This is a genomic window from Bradyrhizobium sp. Ash2021 (genome assembly GCF_031202265.1).
In the GTDB taxonomy this organism is placed as follows: Bacteria; Pseudomonadota; Alphaproteobacteria; order Rhizobiales; family Xanthobacteraceae; genus Bradyrhizobium.
Genome location: NZ_CP100605.1, coordinates 153,163 through 170,366, shown reverse-complemented (window position 1 = coordinate 170,366; position 17,204 = coordinate 153,163). Strand labels below are relative to the sequence as shown.

The window sequence follows — 17,204 nt, the reverse complement described above, 5'->3', positions numbered from 1 at the left end:
AAACCTGCCAAAGAAGCGCTCGTCTGCATCGTCAATTCTTGCTCATGATTCCTTCAAGTTCGGCGGGCGGCGCCATTGCGCCATGGCCACCTGCAATCATGAAGGGTTTGATGTTATATTTCTTGAGAGCTTGGCCAAACGCGATTACCCCCTGGCTTTTGGCCTTGTCGCGGGTCGGCGAATAAAGATCAGTGACCCACACGACATTGTCGTGGACGGCATAGCCGATCATCATGCCTTCTGCGTGCGGGTTGGCGATCCTGTAAAAGCGAATTTCATCGTCGCCCTTGCCCAACGTCATCTGATCCGCGACTTCAATGATGCTGCCAGGCTTCGGATTTTTCTGCAGGTCGTCGGGGTTGACGGTGTGAGGTGCCGCGAGCACCTTTTCGAAATATGCCTTGTTCGGAGAGCCCACGATGACGGTAGCACCTTCGGCGACGTAGGTCCGGACGCCGCCAGTGTGGTCGTTGTGCTGGTGCGTGAGGAAAAGATATTTGACCGGCTTGCCCGGATATTTCTTCTTGGCGGCAGCGATTGTCCAATGGGACTGCCATTCATTGATTGGCGCGTCGAACACGACGAGGGAGTCGTGCGTTGCAACGATCAGGCTATTGTGGCTTCCACCAAGGACCTGCTGCACATTCGGAGTGATCTCGACCAACTTCAATCCGGGGACGCTCGCTGCGTCGTAGTTGATGGCATCGCTGTCGATGAACCTGGCAAGCGTGATGCGGCGCAGCACCCATTGATACGGAACGTTCGCGGTCGCCGCCGGTTTCAGATCCTTTCGCACGGCCTCGCTGGGCTCGAACGTCTGGGCGGCTAGGGTTGGATTTGGTGCGACCTCGGTGTAAACGATCTTGCCGACATCGACGCCGGCCAGCCGCTGCGTCTGGGTATGCGCGATCTGCACGCCCGCGACCGGCTTCCAGTCCGTGAAGACAACATCGTAAATGGCATCGCCGAGCAGATTGTCGTCGTCGATGGTTCGGATTGCCGCCGGCAGATGCGTTTGGCGATCGAACAGGATGATGAATTTGGTCCAGCCTTCGTCGAACGTCACAGCAGGAAGGCTGTCGGCACCGAATGGCTGATCCTTCAATACGCCGAGGCGTTCCGGCGCCGCCAGCGCCTTCAGCAACAAGGTCGGCGAGGCGCGCTCGAGCTCACGCCGCTCAGCAGCAACCCGAATCGATGACATTGGCCGTTCGCCTTTCTCCGTGGCGGTGAATCCCGATTTTGCGGTCAGGACGTCACTGTATTTTTCAGGGCCCGGAAACGGATAGACCAAACTGCGATCCCACTCGGTCCGCGCCAAGGCACTTTCGAGGTCCCAGCTGATCGTCAGCTTCGACGTGGCGGTCAACCGCGGCTCACCGTCCGCCACATAGCTCTGCTCCGGCTCGCGATGCTCGGCGTTAGCCTTGATGGAGATGCGTTTGAGGTTGCGCAGCGCATCCGTGCCGCCAACGGCCGAGACCGCCTGTTTGATCAGATCGAGCGGCGCGGTCTGCGCGACCGCAGCTTGCGATGTGGAAATCCCAGCAACAACAACCAATGCAAGCAACCAATCGCGCTTCATAACAATTCCTCCACTGGGCGTCTGACTAGTTGCCCGATACAAATCGTTGCAGCGCCTTGTCAATCACCGCGGACCGCATGGCAGGCAGCTTCACCTAATGTGGTTGTCACGAATGATTCTGTCGCCCTGTCGAAATTCTGTCGCACAAGCCTGCACGCAGCCCTGGCGCGAAACACTCCGGGTGCGAAAGTCACCCGTCATTGCTGCTTTAGTCAATCATGCGTATCGCGCCGCGATGCGGTGGGCGACCGTCTCGAACTCCCGGCCTCACTGCATAGCCGCAGCTTAAGTCATCACCAGATCGTGAATCCTTCGATGACACCGCTCATATTTTCGCGGAGCTGTGCCGGTCCGCGATAGGTAGGCGCGCAGGATACATTCGCGTTTCTTCGGACGCCGCGTTACGCACGTGCCAAATGCGATTCCAAGTCTGATAACGGATGTGTTACTGAAGGATAAGATTGCTCAAAATGATGAACAAAAAGCGGTGATAGGTGTAACAATGGCACCCATCCTTCCGAATACTTGGAGCGAGCCGATTATGGCTCGACTTTCACGGAGGTAATATTATGGATAGGGGTTCGCTTTCTTTGGTCTTAGCAATACAGTTGCCTTTTGTGAGGTTTTCTGAATCCATGGGCAACCATGATTCGAACATCGTGGACGCGGACAGCGTCGATTGAAGAGACGCTTGCGTTGTGGGCGGCGTCGCTTCGGGAGATCAAGAAGCGGATACGTCCATTGTTCGGGCAAGAGCGTGTTGCGAAGAATGCTGGCTTGTTTCTGGAAGGTCTGCTTGGAGATGAGCAACGCAAGACTGGTTGGATGCGCGCTGAGGCCGCAGGCGATCCTGGTCCATGGCGGCAACAGGCGATCCTGGGTCGCAGGGATTGGGATGCGGATGCCTTGCGCGATATCGTCCGCGATTATGTCATCGAGCATTTGGCGGACGATGACGCGGTCCTCGTGATCGATGAGACCGGCTTTCTCAAACAGGGCAAAGCGTCGTGCGGCGTGGCGCGTCAGTACACTGGTTCGGCGGGCAAGATCACGAACTGCCAGATCGGCGTCTTCGCGGCCTACGTTTCGTGCCACGGTCATGCTTTCATCGACCGCGCGCTGTATCTTCCGAAGGAATGGACCGACGATCCAGATCGACTGAAAGCCGCATACGTGCCCCCCGATACCGGCTTTGCGACCAAACCAAAGCTTGCGACGAGAATGATCGCACGCGCCATAGCCGCGCCTGTCCCGTTCAAGTGGGTTGCAGGCGATACGGTCTACGGTGTCGGTGACATTGAACAGCAACTGCGTCGCGCAGGCAAAGGCTATGTCCTGGGGGTCAGCAGCGCGCATGTATTTCGATCCTGGGGCAAGCGTCGATCGGTCGCCGGCACGGCTGCCGACATCGCCCTGACGCGGCGTGCGTCCGACTGGAAACGCCTGTCAGCAGGGGCCGGAACCAAAGGACCGCGGCTGCATGATTGGTGCTATCTCGAATTGGCCGACCTGGCCGGAGAACCAAACGACGAAAATCCGGGCCTTTGGACACGCGGTCTGCTGATCCGTCGTCGTATCGCCGATGGCGATCTCGCCTTCTTCACCACCTGGTGCCCAGCGGCAACATCGATCGAAACACTGGTGGGGGTCGAAGGCCATCGGTGGGCAATCGAGGACAGTTTCGAGACCGCCAAGAACGAGTTCGGGCTCGACCACAACGAGAGCAGATCCTGGCACGGCTGGCATCGCCACGTTTCCATGGCGATGCTCGCCTTCGCCATGATGGCGGTGATCCGCCATCGCGCCAATCCGCCGGCGCCAAAAAAAACCAAACGCCGAACCACGGCAAGGGTCAAACCACAGCCACGCCGTCGTTGATCCGATGGTCGATCCAGGAAGTCCGACGCATTGCCGTCAGGCTCGCGCGAAAGCGGATACAACCCGCACACATCATCGCATGGTCACTCTGGCGTAGAGCTCATCAGGCGGTCGCTCAGCGAGCCCACTTCAAAGCAAAACGGCAACTGTAATGTTAGGAAGCCAGCGGTGTCCTCCACATGCTGGGTGTCCTTTTTCGCAGGCAGCAAAAAGCCGCCGCTGGGTTGAGGGGATCAGCGACGGCTCTTTACGCTCGTTATGTGGCCACCAAGCGGGGTGAAGGACTGGGGCCACGCGAACGATGCCCGCTGCCGGTTAAGGGAGATTTAAGAGAAGATGGCTTCAGCGGGGCGAGATCGGGGCGCCGCGCGGGCGGCTAAGGCTGGCGAGAATACAAAACGATTTTTCGGGAACGCGACCGTGCCAGTGTCCCGGCTGCACAACGGCGCGCGAGCCCGGAGATCGGCAAGCGCGCAAGCCTCATATCGTTCTGTGGCGGGCAAGTGCCTGCCTTATCGTTCCTCCCTTGGGCGACAGGCGAATGCTGGCAATAATTTTGCGCGTGGCGTTGTGTATTGATTCGGTCGCGCGCCGGTGCTTCATAATCCCGCGATTGAACATTTTCAGCAGGACATTATGGCCCTTCGCGGCAAGGCTGTTAACCGGGTCGACCTTTATGATGCGGTACATCGCAAGGTCGGTTTGTCGCGAACGGAGTCGACAGACTTGACCGAACTGGTCCTGAAAGAAATCACCGACTGCCTCGCTCGCGGCGAGACAGTCAAGCTGACATCGTTCGGAACGTTCATCGTTCGGCAGAAAGGCCAGCGATTGGGCCGCAATCCCAAAAACGGTGTTGAAGTGCCTATCGAACCGCGCCGTGTTGTCAAAGCGTCGGCGATCATGAAGAAGCAGGTCAACGCAAGACCCGTTGAAAGCGGTCGCGCTTCGCCGATGTTGGAAGCCCATAGCGAATGACGGAACAAGGTGGGTCTATCGTTCACGTCGATTTCAGTGCGCCCGCAGAACTTAGAAAGTCGCCGTCACTCGGCAACAAGCGCGTCAGCGACTCCCGTTGGCCCGATCCATATCTGGTCGTTGACGGCACCTTGGGAGAATGCATCCAGGAGTTTATGGCAAAGCCGATTGGTCAGCGTCACCTGTACGAGATTCATACGTCGCCGCAGGCCGATAGTCAGTGCTGTTATGTCTGCCGAACTTATCGTTGAAATCGCCAGACTGCGGGATTTTCTTTAAGCGGCCATTGATGTCGTCACTTTGGCTGCCTCAGTCGGCGGTCGCTTTCTTTTCGCTCGCCGCATTCCGTACCAGCTTTACCCGCAGCAATTGCAGCCGCCAAGCCGCGCGTACCGCGCTCCTCCTTGATCGCCGATACGTCATGAAGCGCCAGCAATAAGATCCAAGTCGTCTTTTTTCCCGCAAATTTTTGCCACGATTGGCGCACTAGATTTTTGGACTAAGATTCAGGGGGGACGACAATGAAGCCGGCTGATTACGCACGCATGGTTGCAGACTACTTGTTACAGGCAGAAGCGATGAAGCCGGGACCGGAGCGCGACGCTCTGATTGCTGAGGCCAAGCAATACAGATCCTACGCCAACGTGGATAACTGGGTCGCATCAAAGGAACTACAACCACCGAACTAGCACCAAGCAAGCCGGATGTACGCTTGTTCGTTGCGAAGATGACTCAGAATGGAACCGTTCTGAGTCATTTTGCTTTTCATTTCACCCAAAAAGCTCACGATAGTGACGATGCAATCGCAAGGGAAACATCAGGGTGATGTTTAAGCGAAGTGTCTCTTTCGCGATCATGGCCTTTTGGCCTTTGTCGTCACATGCCGCGCTGTCAAAAGACGCCGCGATCAGTGTCGGATCTTTTTTTGCCGCGGCGATTCAATGTGAAGATCGTAAACTCATCGTTGCAGGACAGACGAAATCGATCATGCACGCGCTTAACCACCTTGTTTCCGCGACTGACAAAAAACGTATAGAGGTTGGCTATCAGCGCGGCGCAAGAGAGTCGTCGGTATTCGTTGTTCAGCAAAAGCAATGGGTGACGTTCATACCAGATGAGGCGGGATGCCATCGAGTCCAAGGCGTGCTTGACGATTACAAGGCGCAGCTTTTGCTAGGTTAGACGCGAGTCGCCTTCGATAGCAATGATCAGGGAGCCTTTGTTATTGAAGCTCAGCCAGGTGCCGCGGTCAGAGAGGGTACATGCGTTCATTGCGCTGGCGTCGTTGAGAGCCGTAAGGGGGGAACCAGCCGCGTTCCTGGTTACAACTCCTTCCAACCTCGATTTCAACGATAGTCAGGACTCGATCCCGCAACGGCGCCGCTACGATCAACCGCAATACGTTCAAATCGGGGACACGCAACCATCTGAAATTGCTGTTTCAAACGGCAGCTTGAATGCTTGAATGGCGCTCGAAGCGAACCCGGCCACACCATGTGACCGGGCTGCTTCAGAAGGATCAATCGTTGCAGGCGAAGATCAGTGTTTGGACCCAAGGCTGACGACGACGCCCGTCGGCTCGGGTTCGTGAGGCGTCAATTTCGTTAGATTGTCGTCGCTCCAATCGGCAAGGTTTACAATTTTGCCGATTTGGGTTCCCACTTCGGGCGCTTCGGTGGGTTCCAGGACGTTAAGCCCGCTGTTGTCGAGAAAGAACGTGTGGTCGCCGAACAGACTGTTCAATTGCGGAACTGCCGGATGATTGTCGGGAAGGGCTTGGGCATCGAATTGGCTCAAAGCTCGTTCTATCTGTGCTGAGTTCAGTTTCATGGCTCTCACTCCTTTTGGATTTGGAGGGTTGCACCGCGTGACAACCAAACCCGCACGCGGCCGCTTCCTGCGGGAATAGCCAAGCGATCAAGGGCGTCAGGTTCTGATCGCTCATCCCATCAGCACACGAGTGTGCTGCTTCGGAAACGCTTTATTTCCGCCACCGAATGCGAGCGACGTCCGGGACATCGGACGTGTGTTGCCGATTCAACCCGCTGACGGAATTAAATTCGCAAAGTTCCGTAGAATCATTCGACGGCATGAGCTTTGCTAGCTCGTCGAGCGTTAGTTCCACTTCCCGATCTGTCAGTGAGAACCGGACGATAACATCCTGACGGCCTACTTGGCCCCAAGTGCATCCGAAGCGTTCGGTAGCCAATTGAGTACCAGTAATCCTGATTTCAAGCTGTCTTGGCGAACAGCGTCAGGACACCGTCGGCGATGTTGATCGCAACGACGTGCGACGAACTCAGGCCCTTGGCCTTAAGCGCGGATACCGCCTCCGGTGTCGCGTCAATCGACTTCCGAAGTGACTGGATATCTTCCTCGCTTGTGCGCGCGACGATGTCATCGACCTTCGAGCGAACCGACGGTTGCAGTTCCTTGACGTCAACGACCTGTATGCTCCGTATGACCGTGCTGGACTGAGACTGAGCAGGCGGCGTCGGTGCCTCCGATTGCGAGGGTGCTCGCTGTGCCTGCACGAAAGGCGGCGTCCCGAGGAGGCAGACGGTCGCAATGATGATGGACGCCGTAAAAATGCGCATGGTCATTCCGTTCCTTTCCAGAGGTTGGAAAACTAAGAAAACTCATATCCGCGAAAATTGGTTAGCGTCTGATTTTCATGTGGCCATTCAGTGAAACCAATGAGGCCGCAAGGCGCCAAGGTCAGCTACGAGGTCGTCGCCGATCGAGGCAAGGAGTAGGCCGGGAATTTGAGGCTTTAGGCGCTACTCGTCACGCTTCAGCTTCCTGTCCCTATCGTAAATCCAATCCGCTGGCGGTTGATCGAGAATCGGGCGATGCTGCTGCTCGATGTTAGATTTGTGCAAACTGATCTTCGGGACGGTGATCGATCTGCTACGGTCGCGAGCAGCGCTCGAGGCAGAGATTGTGGTGCTGAGGCAGCAAATCAATGTGCTGCGGCGTACCAATCCCAGGAGACTTCCATTTGGGTCGCTTGACAGGCTGATATTGGGAGGTGTCTGCCGGCTGTTTCCCAAGATGTATGATGCACTTGCAATTGTTCGACCCGATACCGTGATCCGCTGGCACCGCGCCGGTTTCAGATTGCATTGGCGCCGGAAATCGCGACGCCGCTGCGGTCGACCCGCTGTGTCGTTGGAAATTCGTCGGCTAATCCGTGAGATGAGCCTCGCCAACCCGTTGTGGGGAGCGCCGAGAATCCATGGAGAGCTCCTCAAGCTCGGCATCGAGATCGGCCAGACCAGCGTCGCCAAGTATATGGCACGGAGGAGGGGCCCTCCCTCGCAGGGATGGAAGACGTTCCTTCGCAACCATGCGGACGGCATTGTCGCCATGGACCTCTTCGTGGTGCCGACAATCTCGTTCCGGCTGCTCTATGGATTGCTGATCATGGGCCATGGCCGGCGGCAGATCCTGTGGGTTGGGGCCACCGCGCATCCAACGGCAGAATGGATCGCCAATCAGCTCACTCAGGCCTGTGGCTGGGAGCAAACCCCTCGTTACCTGATTAGGGATCGAGATAGAGCCTATGGTGAAATATTCATACGTCGAGTTCGATCCATCGGCATTCGAGATCGTCCGACGCCTCCTCGCTCACCCTGGCAAAATGCGTACGCTGAACGGCTGATCGGCTCGATCCGCAGGGAATGCATTGATCATATCGTGGTATTCGGCGAACGCCATCTGCGCCACGTTCTGCTGTCGTACAAGGACTACTATAATAGCACGCGCACTCACTTGTCGTTAAACAAGGATGCGCCGGTCTCGCGCGTGGTCGAGCGGTCTGGGAACATTCTTTGCTGTCCGATCCTTGGCGGTCTCCATCACCAATATACCCGGATCTGATTTGCGGTAGGCACAACCTGCACGACATGGGCGTGGAGACGGAGTTGCTCGACATCGTCGACAAGATGACAGAATCCCGGGGTCGTATGGAACTGCCGCCGTCCGAGTGGACCCAGCTTGCGGATCGTCACTGAGACATCGTTGTAAGAGCGCCGGCGCCGGAAACGCCATCGGTGCGTTCGCGCTAAAGCAGCCCCAGATCTACGGTCCTGCAAGCGGCGGGGCCGTGCTTTGACGGCGTCTCAACGGCGAAGGTGTGCCATCGCTCCAGCAGTGATTTGCATGGCCACGCCAACCACCCATCCCGCCATGATCATTGTCGTCCAGGCAATGTGCGGATCGTGGCGGAGTACAATAATGCCCACCGCAGCAAAAGACGAGAACCCCGCGAGAAACGTGCCCAGCGCGCTCAGGAATTCCGCGGTGTCGATCTTCTCGTCCGCCTTTGAAGGCTGACCGTTTGTTGAGTGAAAAGGCAGTTGAGGGGTGTCGATACCAAAGTAAAATCCGACGGCGCCACCAATCATCATTAGGAGTAAAAAACCCTGGGACGTCAGTGCCGCGACGCTCGACCCCACGAGAACGCCGACAAACAAGCCGCTCGCAGCCCCGGCCATCGCAAGCCCAAAGCGCTCCAGAACGTGAGCGGATTTCCTCACGCGGAACCGCATCGTAGTAACCCCGCAGATTACCAAGGGCTATGTTAGGACGTTTTCCTGTTGCGCGAAAGAGATGACCGGCAGAGCAGCCGGCTAGTCTGAAAGCGCTTGACCCCAGACGGCCGATTAGAGAAGCGGACATCAGATGGCAGGCAGGACCGGCTGGCTCAGTCGCCCGGCGCGAGTAGAAATCCGTTACTTTGAGCATGAACTCCATAAAAAAGGTGAGGCCTTCAGATTTCGGGCAGGTGATCGGTCAGGGACCAAGACGGACAAAACCGTCTGGGGTCCCTAAAAAGAGTGCGGCCTTTCAGATTCGAGCTAGTGTTACCCCTAGGATACTTTTCAAGGCCAAAATGACTTGAATGCTCAAATTAACATACTGATTGTGCTGTTGAATTTTCGAAATGGCCTTCTGTCTATAAAACAGGCGATCGCGCTCAGATTGTGGTTGGACTCCCATTAGAATTCGCGGAAAGGCGGCCAGATGACGGCCCTATCCCGCCAAGCTGGGGGTCTAGAACCTCTCGCGTCGGATCAGTGCTGAACTCAATCGCTCATGCCACCTTCGACCCCTTGGACGCGCTGGACGACGACCCGATCGACAGCGAGTCGAGCGGATCATCCGCGAACTGGTCGACGTGCAGGGATGCTCCGGCGGACCCGTTATAAAATGGATGCCGAACGCAACGGCGGCATTCGACCATCTTAGCCGATACGGGCTCGACGAACTCCTCCAGATGGAAACGGCGAGCCTCTGGCGCGGCGCCCGATCTCCGACGGTCATGGATGGTGACGCCTATGAGCGCTCGTTCGATCTCCGTCCGCTTGCCGCCGACATTCTCGGGGTCGAGGAGCATGACCGTATGTTGATTTCAGATCCTGCATGACACTTCTCCTTTCATCGACGTCTGGAGTCATGCCTCAGCATGGTTAACAAAATATAAACACCGAGCGTTGGGGCCGGGCAACCGTCCCGTGTCCGCGTTGCCTCTGAAAGCAGACATCGGGACCGCCTACATTCAAGTCCGTTAAGTGCTGCCAACAGCCGACATCGGGTCGGTCTAGCCGTGTCGGGGTGAGTCAAATAAGCTGGTCGCCGATCTTGATCGACGCAAGCGCGGACAGGCATTTCAACCGGGACATGGCATGGTAAATCGATTCATGACGGCGCAATCCACCATGGAGATGCGGCGTTGGGGGGGGCCCGCCATTGTGACGCTCGCGGCGATGGCCGCACTGGCGGCGCTGACGGCCGACGCCGCGGCGAGACAGGCGCGCCCGGCGTCACCCGCCGAGGCGACGGCGCCGCGCGATGCAGGGGAGCCGATCATGGCGCTCGTCGATCAAGACCCAGCAGGTCACTTTCTACGACGCCGACGGCTGGATCCTGCGCGCGCCGGTGTCGACCGGCACCACGGGACGCGAGACGCCAGCCGGCGTCTTCGCCGTCATCGAGAAGGACAAGGACCACCACTCGACCCTCTATGACGATGCCTGGATGCCGAACATGCAGCGTATCACCTGGAACGGCATCGCGCTGCACGGCGGGCCGTTGCCGGGGTATGCGGCCTCGCACGGCTGCGTGCGGATGCCCTACGACTTTGCGGAGAAGTTGTTCGACAAGACATGGATCGGTATGCGGGTGATCATCTCGCCAAACGACGCGACCCCGGTCGAGCTTTCCCACCCGGTGCTATTCGTGCCGAACGCAGAGACCGTCGCGGCTGCTCCGGCGCGTGCCGAGACGCTCGCCCGCGAGGCCGAGGAGGCCGCCAAGACGGCCGACGAGGCGAAGAAAGCCGCCGCGACAGCGGCGCGCGAGACAGCATCGCTCACGGCGTCGCTGCGCAACTTGGAGTGGCTCAAGACCCGCGCCGACGCCGAGCTCGCGTTCGCCGACAAGACGCTCGCCGCCGCAAAGACGGACCAAGCCAAGGCGCGGGCCGAAGAGCAGAAGCAGAAGGCCGCCCTTAGTTAGGGCCGCGGAAGCTGGGACGCAGCTCGACACCGCCAAGGCCGACGCGAAGTTGAAGCTCGACGCCGCCGCCGCCGCAAAGGACGCCGCCAAAGCGGCCCGGACCAAGAAGGCCGACACCGCCAAGGCGGCGAGCGAGGCGAAGCTCGCGCTCGAGCCGGTCTCGGTCTACATCAGCCGCACGACGCAGAAGCTTTACGTGCGGCGCAACACGCATAAGCCGTGGCCGGACGGGGGCGAGGTGTTCGATGCGACCATTGAGGTTCCGCTCACGATCCGCAATCCCGACAAGCCGATCGGCACGCATGTGTTCACGGCGATGGCGCGCAACGACGCGGGCCTGCGCTGGACCGCGGTCACGATCGACAACGGGGACGACGCCAAAGACGCGCTCGACCGCATCACCTTCCCGCAGGATGTGCTCGACCGCATCGCGTCGACCGCAGTGCCGCGATCCTCGATCATCGTCTCGGACGAGCCGCTGAGCCGAGAGACCAACTATCGCACCGAGTTCGTCGCGGTGCCGAACAACCAGCCCCAGGGCGGCTTCGTGACGCGCCAGCCTACGGTCGATGTCCCCGTTGCGAGCGGCAACGACTGGGGCAACGACGGCTTCGGCTTCTTTTTCCAGCGCAATTGGAACTCCCAACCTGGCAATACGCGTCCGCGCGCCGGACAATACTATCAACCGATGCAACAGCGCTGGTGGTAAGACGCGGCACGTCGCGCGTAGGCCGCATGGTAGCTCAGGGTCATTCACGACCAAGCCAGCCGGTGTTTTCTGCCATTTGATGTCTGCTTCGGTCTTAAAAGCGACTGATCATTGAACCCGCGCCTAATGACGCGAAGGGCCAATACCGGACATGAGGATAACGTCGCGCTATCGGTCGCTCATTCGCACCTGACAAGGCGCGAATAACCCGCACGCATCCGCCAAGAATAGCGGCGAGGCCACGCACGGTCATTCCGGCATGCCTGCTATCAGGAACGCTTCGGCATATAATCGAGCATCTTTGGGTCGACGAAAGTGCCACCTCTGAACATAGGGTCTCGCGCTCTCTGGCCATCGCCGCGAAGGCGGCAATCGAACTCGTCGGGCCCGCGCGCCTCCAGGATCAGAAGCTCCACGCCCAACGATCGGGCCGCGATTTTGACATTGGTTATCATGGGCGCGTGGCTCGGACCGGTCAAGGTGGAAAGGACGGTATATGTCGGACCTGGGAATGAACCTCCCTGAGCAACTCGAGGTCTTTGCCGAAAATTCCGGGCCGACGCTGTAGGAGACCCCTGTGACTTTCCCGCCCCCGGGCGCGCAAGGCTCGCGCTGAGCCCGTGCTGAACAGAATTGTCAAAAGCGATATTCCGACGATGGAATCGTCGCCATTGCATTCTTGGCCGCCATGGCTGCAGGCTTCGGCGACGCCGCGATGACATCCGCCTTGAGCCGGACCAATTCGTCTGCGAGGCCGGGCAGCCGGTCGGATTGCCCCTCCGCAAACCGGTAATTGATGACGAGGTTCTGTCTGTCGGCCCATCCGAACTCGCGCAGCCCTCGGTGAAACGCCTCCAGGAGGCGCCAGCCGACGGTGCCCCAGCCTTCCTGCGGCTGGGCGCGCACACCCATAGGCAGCACGACGGTCGGCTGCTGCCTGGGTTTGATCTTGATCGAGTTCAGCAGCGTCGCCACCACGATCATCATCAGGACGCCACCAACGCTGAGCGCGATCTGCATCGCCAGCCCCTCCGAGATGTCGAGCAGCGCCAGGAGGCTGGCGAGCGTCAGCAGAACGCCGAGGCAGTAGATTGGCAACGAGCTCTTGCCACAGAGAATGGCGCCGCGCATCACCGCCGTCGTCAGCCCTCGCCAATTGCGAGGCACGAACCATGCCGCCAAAACCGCGAGGGCCAAAAAATGCAGCAGTCGCAATGGATCGAGATTCGATTTGTCTATCGGGTAAAGCAGCTTCAGCAGCGCCTGCGGGATCAGCGCTTCCAGCGGTCTGATCCTCCAGCTCAATGCGATGATGAGGCTGAACACCAGATAGAGAACGGCAGGCACAAGCGCCGTGCGTGACGTCACCCACGGCCGCACTCTCTCGCCCTCGATCATCCACCACGCGCCAAGTACAACCAGCAGCTGCCAAGCAAGCGGATTGAAGGCCCAGTGGCCGTTCGGCCACGCCGGCATAGTCCAGCCGAACACATGCACGAGCGCATAAAGCGCCAGCGAGGCGCCAAGCGTCACATTCGGCAGCCGCAGCAGCAGCCACAGCAACAGCGCGAACAAGAGATGAAGAAGCACGAAGATCGGCAACACGTCGGTATTGACCGGACAGTATTGCAGGATCGCCGCGTGCGCGAGCGTCGCGCCCGGCTGGTCCAACAGAATGCGCGTATTGCTCTCGTCAGCAAGACGGCCCCCGCCTGCGAGGTGAACCAAGATGGCGCAGGCGAGCGTGAGCAGCAAAAATGCGACATAAATATCCCAGCTTCGCCGCAGCGTCCGGCTGATCACGCTGGTCCAGCCCTCGCAGCGCCATGCCTTGCCGTAGGCCAGTGCGCAGGTCACACCCGAGACGAACATGAACACTTCCGCGGCATCGCTGAAGCCGTAGTTCCGCAGCGTCAGCCAACTTCCGATGTTGTTGGGGACATGGTCAAGAAAGATGCACCAGAGTGCGATGCCGCGGCAGGCATCAATGCGCAGATCGCGGCCGTAGCCTTTCAGCTCCGGCAGCGCGTCTACCAATGGCTTCGAGGTGGCAGTTCGATCATGCATCTGGTTGCCCCGTCCGGCGTGCGAGCACGCTTCAAGAGGGACCGAATTTGACAAAAAAATCGCCGCCACACTGCGGGATCGTGACAACGCGCAGCCTAAAGCTTCTTCACGCCGAGCCCGGCCACGACAGCTATTGCGACAACGATCCATATGGCCGCGCTTGGTAGAACCTCCTGGCGGTGAGGCTGTTCTGTTGACGATCATCGTTCAACCGGCGCAGTGTGTAAATCAGCCGGAGGTCCACACAGAGGGGTTCCTAGGTCCTATGATCAAGGTACCGTACAGATCTCGGCATCAATCTGACATCGGTCACACACATCATGGACACTTCATCATTGCGCATAGGCGAAGCAGACTCTGAGTCCCGCGACTCTCTTGGTTCGCGCTCGCTTAGTTCGCGCTCGCTTTTTCGGTGTCCTACTGTGAGGTGATTACAACCATAGCACACAACGGCGTTCGGCTCCCACCTTGAGTGCCTGACGGCGAGCCGCTGGTTGGGCCAGGGATGGAGGATGGACGGTCTCGAGAGCCACTCTTCCGCCAGCTTCTTCATCGCCAAACACCCGAAGGTGGGTGTATGATTTTTCCAATTGGATCTCCGTGCGATGGATGACGGAGAGTTTTTTATGAAGGTTCTTATTGTCGACGATCACGCATTGATTCGCGAGGCATTGCACGCTGTCTTGAAACAACTGAAGCGAGAAGCCGTCATATTTCAAGCTTCGAACAGCCGTCAGGCAATGCACATCGTCGAAGAACATCCCGACATCAGCCTCATTTTGCTTGATATCAATTTGCCTGATCGAGATGGCTTCTCTGTCCTCCGAGAACTGCGTGACCGCTATGCGACCATTGCTATCATCATTCTCTCGTCCTCGGATGATCAAGACACAGTCAAGCTCGCTTTCAAACTTGGCGCTCTGGGTTTCATCCCGAAAACTACGGAACGTGAGGTCATGCTCAACGCTATTGAGTTAGTGTTCTCCGGCGGAGTTTACATTCCCTCGGAAATTCTGGAGGAAACAACGTGTCCGCGGCTTACAAATAAGCCAGCGACGCGGGACTCTCCCAGGGGTCTCGGGTTGACCGATCGGCAGATTGAAGTGCTTGCGCTCATGATGAAGGGAAGAAGCAACAAGGTCATTGCCCAGACGCTCAATATGGCAGTACCGACAGTGAAGAACCACATCACGGTCGTTCTCAAGGCGCTCAGCGTAACGAGCCGCACCGAGGCAGTAGTAAAGGTAGGAAAAATGGGCTGGGAATTGTCGCCGAAATCTGAATCATAAAACTGCCCCGGCGTCTCTCCTATCGTCATGATCCCTAAAGACCTCGTGCATGACAGCGCGGAGCCGCATTGGGTCGACAGGCTTGTGCAGCAAAATGTATCCTCTATCCTTAGCGTCACGTAATGGTTCAGCTGCCGTATCGCCGCTGATGAGAATAGCTGGAATTGAGGAACCAAACGCCGCATTAATTTGTTCAATTGCCCGGATCCCGGTCTCTCCGCTCGCAAGGTGATAATCCGAGATTATAAGATCGGGGCGTTGTTGGCGCCCAGCAAGTCGGATAAGTGCAGCTTCGCCGGATCCGGCGGTAAGGACGGAGTATCCCCATTTGCCAAGCAATCCGCCCGTTCCCTCCCGCACAATTGGAGCATCGGCAATAACAAGAACTACCTTGCCTTCGACCGCAAAGGCTCCGGGGTGGGGTGAGTCAACGGGCGCTGTGGACGTGACGCATTCATCGGCCATTGGAACCAGGATCGCGAATCGCGAACCTCGGCCCACAGTCGAAGCCAGGTCGATTTGATGGTTGAGAAGACGGCGAAGCCTGTCGACAATAGCCAGGCCGAGCCCCAGGCCGCCGTACCGGTTCCGTTCAGGGGCAGGAAGTTGAAAAAACTCGCCAAAGATATTCTGCTTCTGATCCTCAGGAATGCCGGGACCGCTATCCCATACTTCGATACGCAACATTTCACCGCGCTGACGACATCCGACGATGATCCCGCCCCGCAACGTATAGCGCACAGCATTGGATATCAGATTGAACAGTATGCGTTCGAGCAGCATGGCGTCGCTCCGCACCCAGGCGTCACTTCGCCTAACGCGTAGACGCAGGCCTTTTTCTCGCGTTGCCTGATCAAACCTCGTCTCAATTTTTTGCAACAGGCGCGCGATCGGGAATTCGGTAATTTTGGGTGTAAGGACCCCGGCATCGAGCCTGGAAATATCCAGGAGCGAATTGAACATTTCATCCATTTCCTTGCGCGTTGCATCGATCCGCTCGATCGTCTTTGTCCTTTCCCCCGGTTTGAGCGGCGTGCGCAGCTGTGCAACGAACAGGCCCAATGCATGTAATGGCTGCCGCAAATCATGGCTTGCCATGGCAAGAAAGCGCGATTTTGCCGCATTGGCGAGCTCCAGCTCTCGCGTACGCTCTGCGACCTTCCGCTCGAGTCCAATCTGCGCGCGGCGCAGACTTCCCTCCGCTTTCTTGCGCACCTCGACGTCGGCGCTCAGTAACAAGCTTGGAACGGTAATACTGATCAAGAACATCAACACCAGCAGGAATGAAACGTTGAGATCCGCGGTCGTGAAGGGGCCGCCGCCCGTGAGCGTCCCCCAAATCGTGATGCCCGCAAGCACCAGCGCAACCGTTGCGGTGTCACGTGGACCGCGGCGCAGCGCCGCCCACAACATGGGCAGGATCGCAAGAAAACCCAGTGGAGTTCGGCTCGGCGTTTGCTCGATCAGGGGGCTGAAAGCAATGAGTCCAACAGCTGCCGCTGTTGCGAGGACGCCGACCGTCTCCAAAAATTCCTTGCGGTTAAAAGCATGGTAGGGGCTTGATGCCCAAAGCACGATAACGGGGGCGATGACCAGCGCGCCGGTCACATCTCCCAGCCACCATGTGACCCAGGCGTTCGCGAAATTCGTCCGTTCGATGTACCCGACGGTTGCTAGGCTGGTCAGTCCAATGCTGGCGCTGATCGGTGTCGCGATCACGACGCAAATCAGAACAAACTTCGCGACAGAATTTGGCGTCGAAAACGTATTACATCCGCTCGACCATCGATTGATGAAATAAGCACCAACAACCGCTTCAAGAGTGTTACCGGTTGCAATCGCAATTGCGGTGGCAACCGAGCCGGCCGTCGTCGCATTGGCGATCATCGCCGCCATGAAAATTGCGGGCCAAGTCCGATATCCCCACAACAGCACCGCCGCCAGCGCGACACCCGTCGGTGGCCAAATTGGCGTTGCGCTGGGATTAATAGAGGCGAGAGCAAGGCCGCCTTTTGCCAGGACGAAATAGATCGCTCCAATTGCGACCAGACCGCCGGCATAGCTAATGCCTCGGCGGAAATCTATCTGCGGCGTTAGTGATCGTGGATCGGACATCGTCGATGCCTGGACTAGACAATTGGATCGTCCACCATGACTGACTTTTAATCTCCTTGAT

At 58.1% G+C, this 17,204-nt stretch carries 14 protein-coding genes and 2 pseudogenes; 7 read left to right on the top strand and 9 right to left on the bottom strand.

Annotated elements, in window-relative coordinates:
• Window positions 1-31: 31 nt before the first annotated feature.
• Entirely contained in the window at window positions 32-1,585 is a 1,554-nt protein-coding gene (locus tag NL528_RS45745) for an MBL fold metallo-hydrolase (protein WP_309185822.1), read from the bottom strand.
• Window positions 1,586-2,230: 645 nt separating this feature from the next.
• Between NL528_RS45745 and NL528_RS45740 the strand changes: the two genes are divergently transcribed.
• Complete coding sequence (locus NL528_RS45740) at window positions 2,231-3,463, top strand: IS701 family transposase (RefSeq protein ID WP_309176838.1); 1,233 nt, start codon at window positions 2,231-2,233, stop codon at window positions 3,461-3,463.
• Between the two features lie 480 nt (window positions 3,464-3,943).
• On the opposite strand, the gene NL528_RS45735 is transcribed toward NL528_RS45740, so the two are convergent.
• Entirely contained in the window at window positions 3,944-4,153 is a 210-nt protein-coding gene (locus NL528_RS45735; protein ID WP_309185879.1) for a hypothetical protein, read from the bottom strand.
• On the opposite strand from NL528_RS45735, the gene NL528_RS45730 reads away from it, so the two are divergent.
• The 3 genes from NL528_RS45730 to NL528_RS45720 all read left to right on the top strand — a co-directional run bounded on the left by NL528_RS45730 (window position 4,100) and on the right by NL528_RS45720 (window position 5,623).
• Window positions 4,100-4,441, top strand: a complete 342-nt coding sequence (locus NL528_RS45730) for an integration host factor subunit alpha (protein WP_309185867.1) — start codon at window positions 4,100-4,102, stop codon at window positions 4,439-4,441. The two genes, NL528_RS45735 and NL528_RS45730, sit on opposite strands and share 54 nt — an antisense overlap.
• Window positions 4,442-4,962: 521 nt before the next feature.
• Window positions 4,963-5,130: a hypothetical protein gene (locus NL528_RS45725; protein WP_309185819.1), complete on the top strand. Its 168-nt coding sequence runs from the start codon at window positions 4,963-4,965 to the stop codon at window positions 5,128-5,130.
• A gap of 136 nt (window positions 5,131-5,266) precedes the next feature.
• Window positions 5,267-5,623 carry a hypothetical protein gene (locus NL528_RS45720; RefSeq protein WP_309185817.1) on the top strand — a complete coding sequence of 119 codons (357 nt, stop codon included), beginning with the start codon at window positions 5,267-5,269 and terminating at the stop codon, window positions 5,621-5,623.
• Here the strand turns inward: NL528_RS45720 and NL528_RS45715 are convergent.
• The 3 genes and pseudogenes from NL528_RS45715 to NL528_RS45705 form a co-directional block, all read right to left on the bottom strand.
• A pseudogene (locus NL528_RS45715) lies at window positions 5,621-5,734 on the bottom strand (sulfate transporter); the annotation flags it as partial. The gene NL528_RS45720 and the pseudogene NL528_RS45715 overlap by 3 nt on opposite strands.
• Before the next feature lie 246 nt (window positions 5,735-5,980).
• Complete coding sequence (locus tag NL528_RS45710; RefSeq protein ID WP_309185815.1) at window positions 5,981-6,271, bottom strand: hypothetical protein; 291 nt, start codon at window positions 6,269-6,271, stop codon at window positions 5,981-5,983.
• Window positions 6,272-6,672: 401 nt separating this feature from the next.
• Complete coding sequence (locus NL528_RS45705; protein WP_309185814.1) at window positions 6,673-7,044, bottom strand: hypothetical protein; 372 nt, start codon at window positions 7,042-7,044, stop codon at window positions 6,673-6,675.
• Window positions 7,045-7,639: 595 nt separating this feature from the next.
• Between NL528_RS45705 and NL528_RS45700 the strand changes: the two genes are divergently transcribed.
• Window positions 7,640-8,323: an integrase core domain-containing protein gene (locus NL528_RS45700; RefSeq protein ID WP_309185813.1), complete on the top strand. Its 684-nt coding sequence runs from the start codon at window positions 7,640-7,642 to the stop codon at window positions 8,321-8,323.
• Window positions 8,324-8,565: 242 nt separating this feature from the next.
• Here the strand turns inward: NL528_RS45700 and NL528_RS45695 are convergent, their stop codons facing one another.
• Together NL528_RS45695 and NL528_RS45690 are read right to left on the bottom strand one after the other, a co-directional pair.
• Window positions 8,566-8,994, bottom strand: coding sequence for a hypothetical protein (locus NL528_RS45695; protein WP_309185811.1), 429 nt, complete (start codon window positions 8,992-8,994; stop codon window positions 8,566-8,568).
• A gap of 545 nt (window positions 8,995-9,539) precedes the next feature.
• The gene (locus tag NL528_RS45690) at window positions 9,540-9,842 is read right to left on the bottom strand and encodes a hypothetical protein (RefSeq protein WP_309185809.1); all 303 of its coding nucleotides are present in this window, start codon (window positions 9,840-9,842) and stop codon (window positions 9,540-9,542) included.
• A gap of 289 nt (window positions 9,843-10,131) precedes the next feature.
• Here NL528_RS45690 and NL528_RS45685 point away from each other — a divergent pair.
• Window positions 10,132-11,672, top strand: a pseudogene (locus NL528_RS45685) (L,D-transpeptidase).
• A 636-nt stretch (window positions 11,673-12,308) separates the two neighbouring features.
• Here NL528_RS45685 and opgC read toward each other — a convergent pair.
• Entirely contained in the window at window positions 12,309-13,739 is a 1,431-nt protein-coding gene (opgC, locus tag NL528_RS45680) for an OpgC domain-containing protein (RefSeq protein WP_309185808.1), read from the bottom strand.
• A gap of 626 nt (window positions 13,740-14,365) precedes the next feature.
• Between opgC and NL528_RS45675 the strand changes: the two genes are divergently transcribed.
• A complete protein-coding gene (locus NL528_RS45675) occupies window positions 14,366-15,028 on the top strand; it encodes a response regulator transcription factor (RefSeq protein ID WP_309185806.1) in 663 nt (220 codons plus the stop codon).
• Here the strand turns inward: NL528_RS45675 and NL528_RS45670 are convergent.
• On the bottom strand, window positions 15,023-17,143 hold the full coding sequence (locus NL528_RS45670) for an MASE1 domain-containing protein (RefSeq protein ID WP_309185805.1): 2,121 nt from the start codon (window positions 17,141-17,143) through the stop codon (window positions 15,023-15,025). The genes NL528_RS45675 and NL528_RS45670 overlap by 6 nt on opposite strands.
• Between the last annotated feature and the right edge of the window lie 61 nt (window positions 17,144-17,204).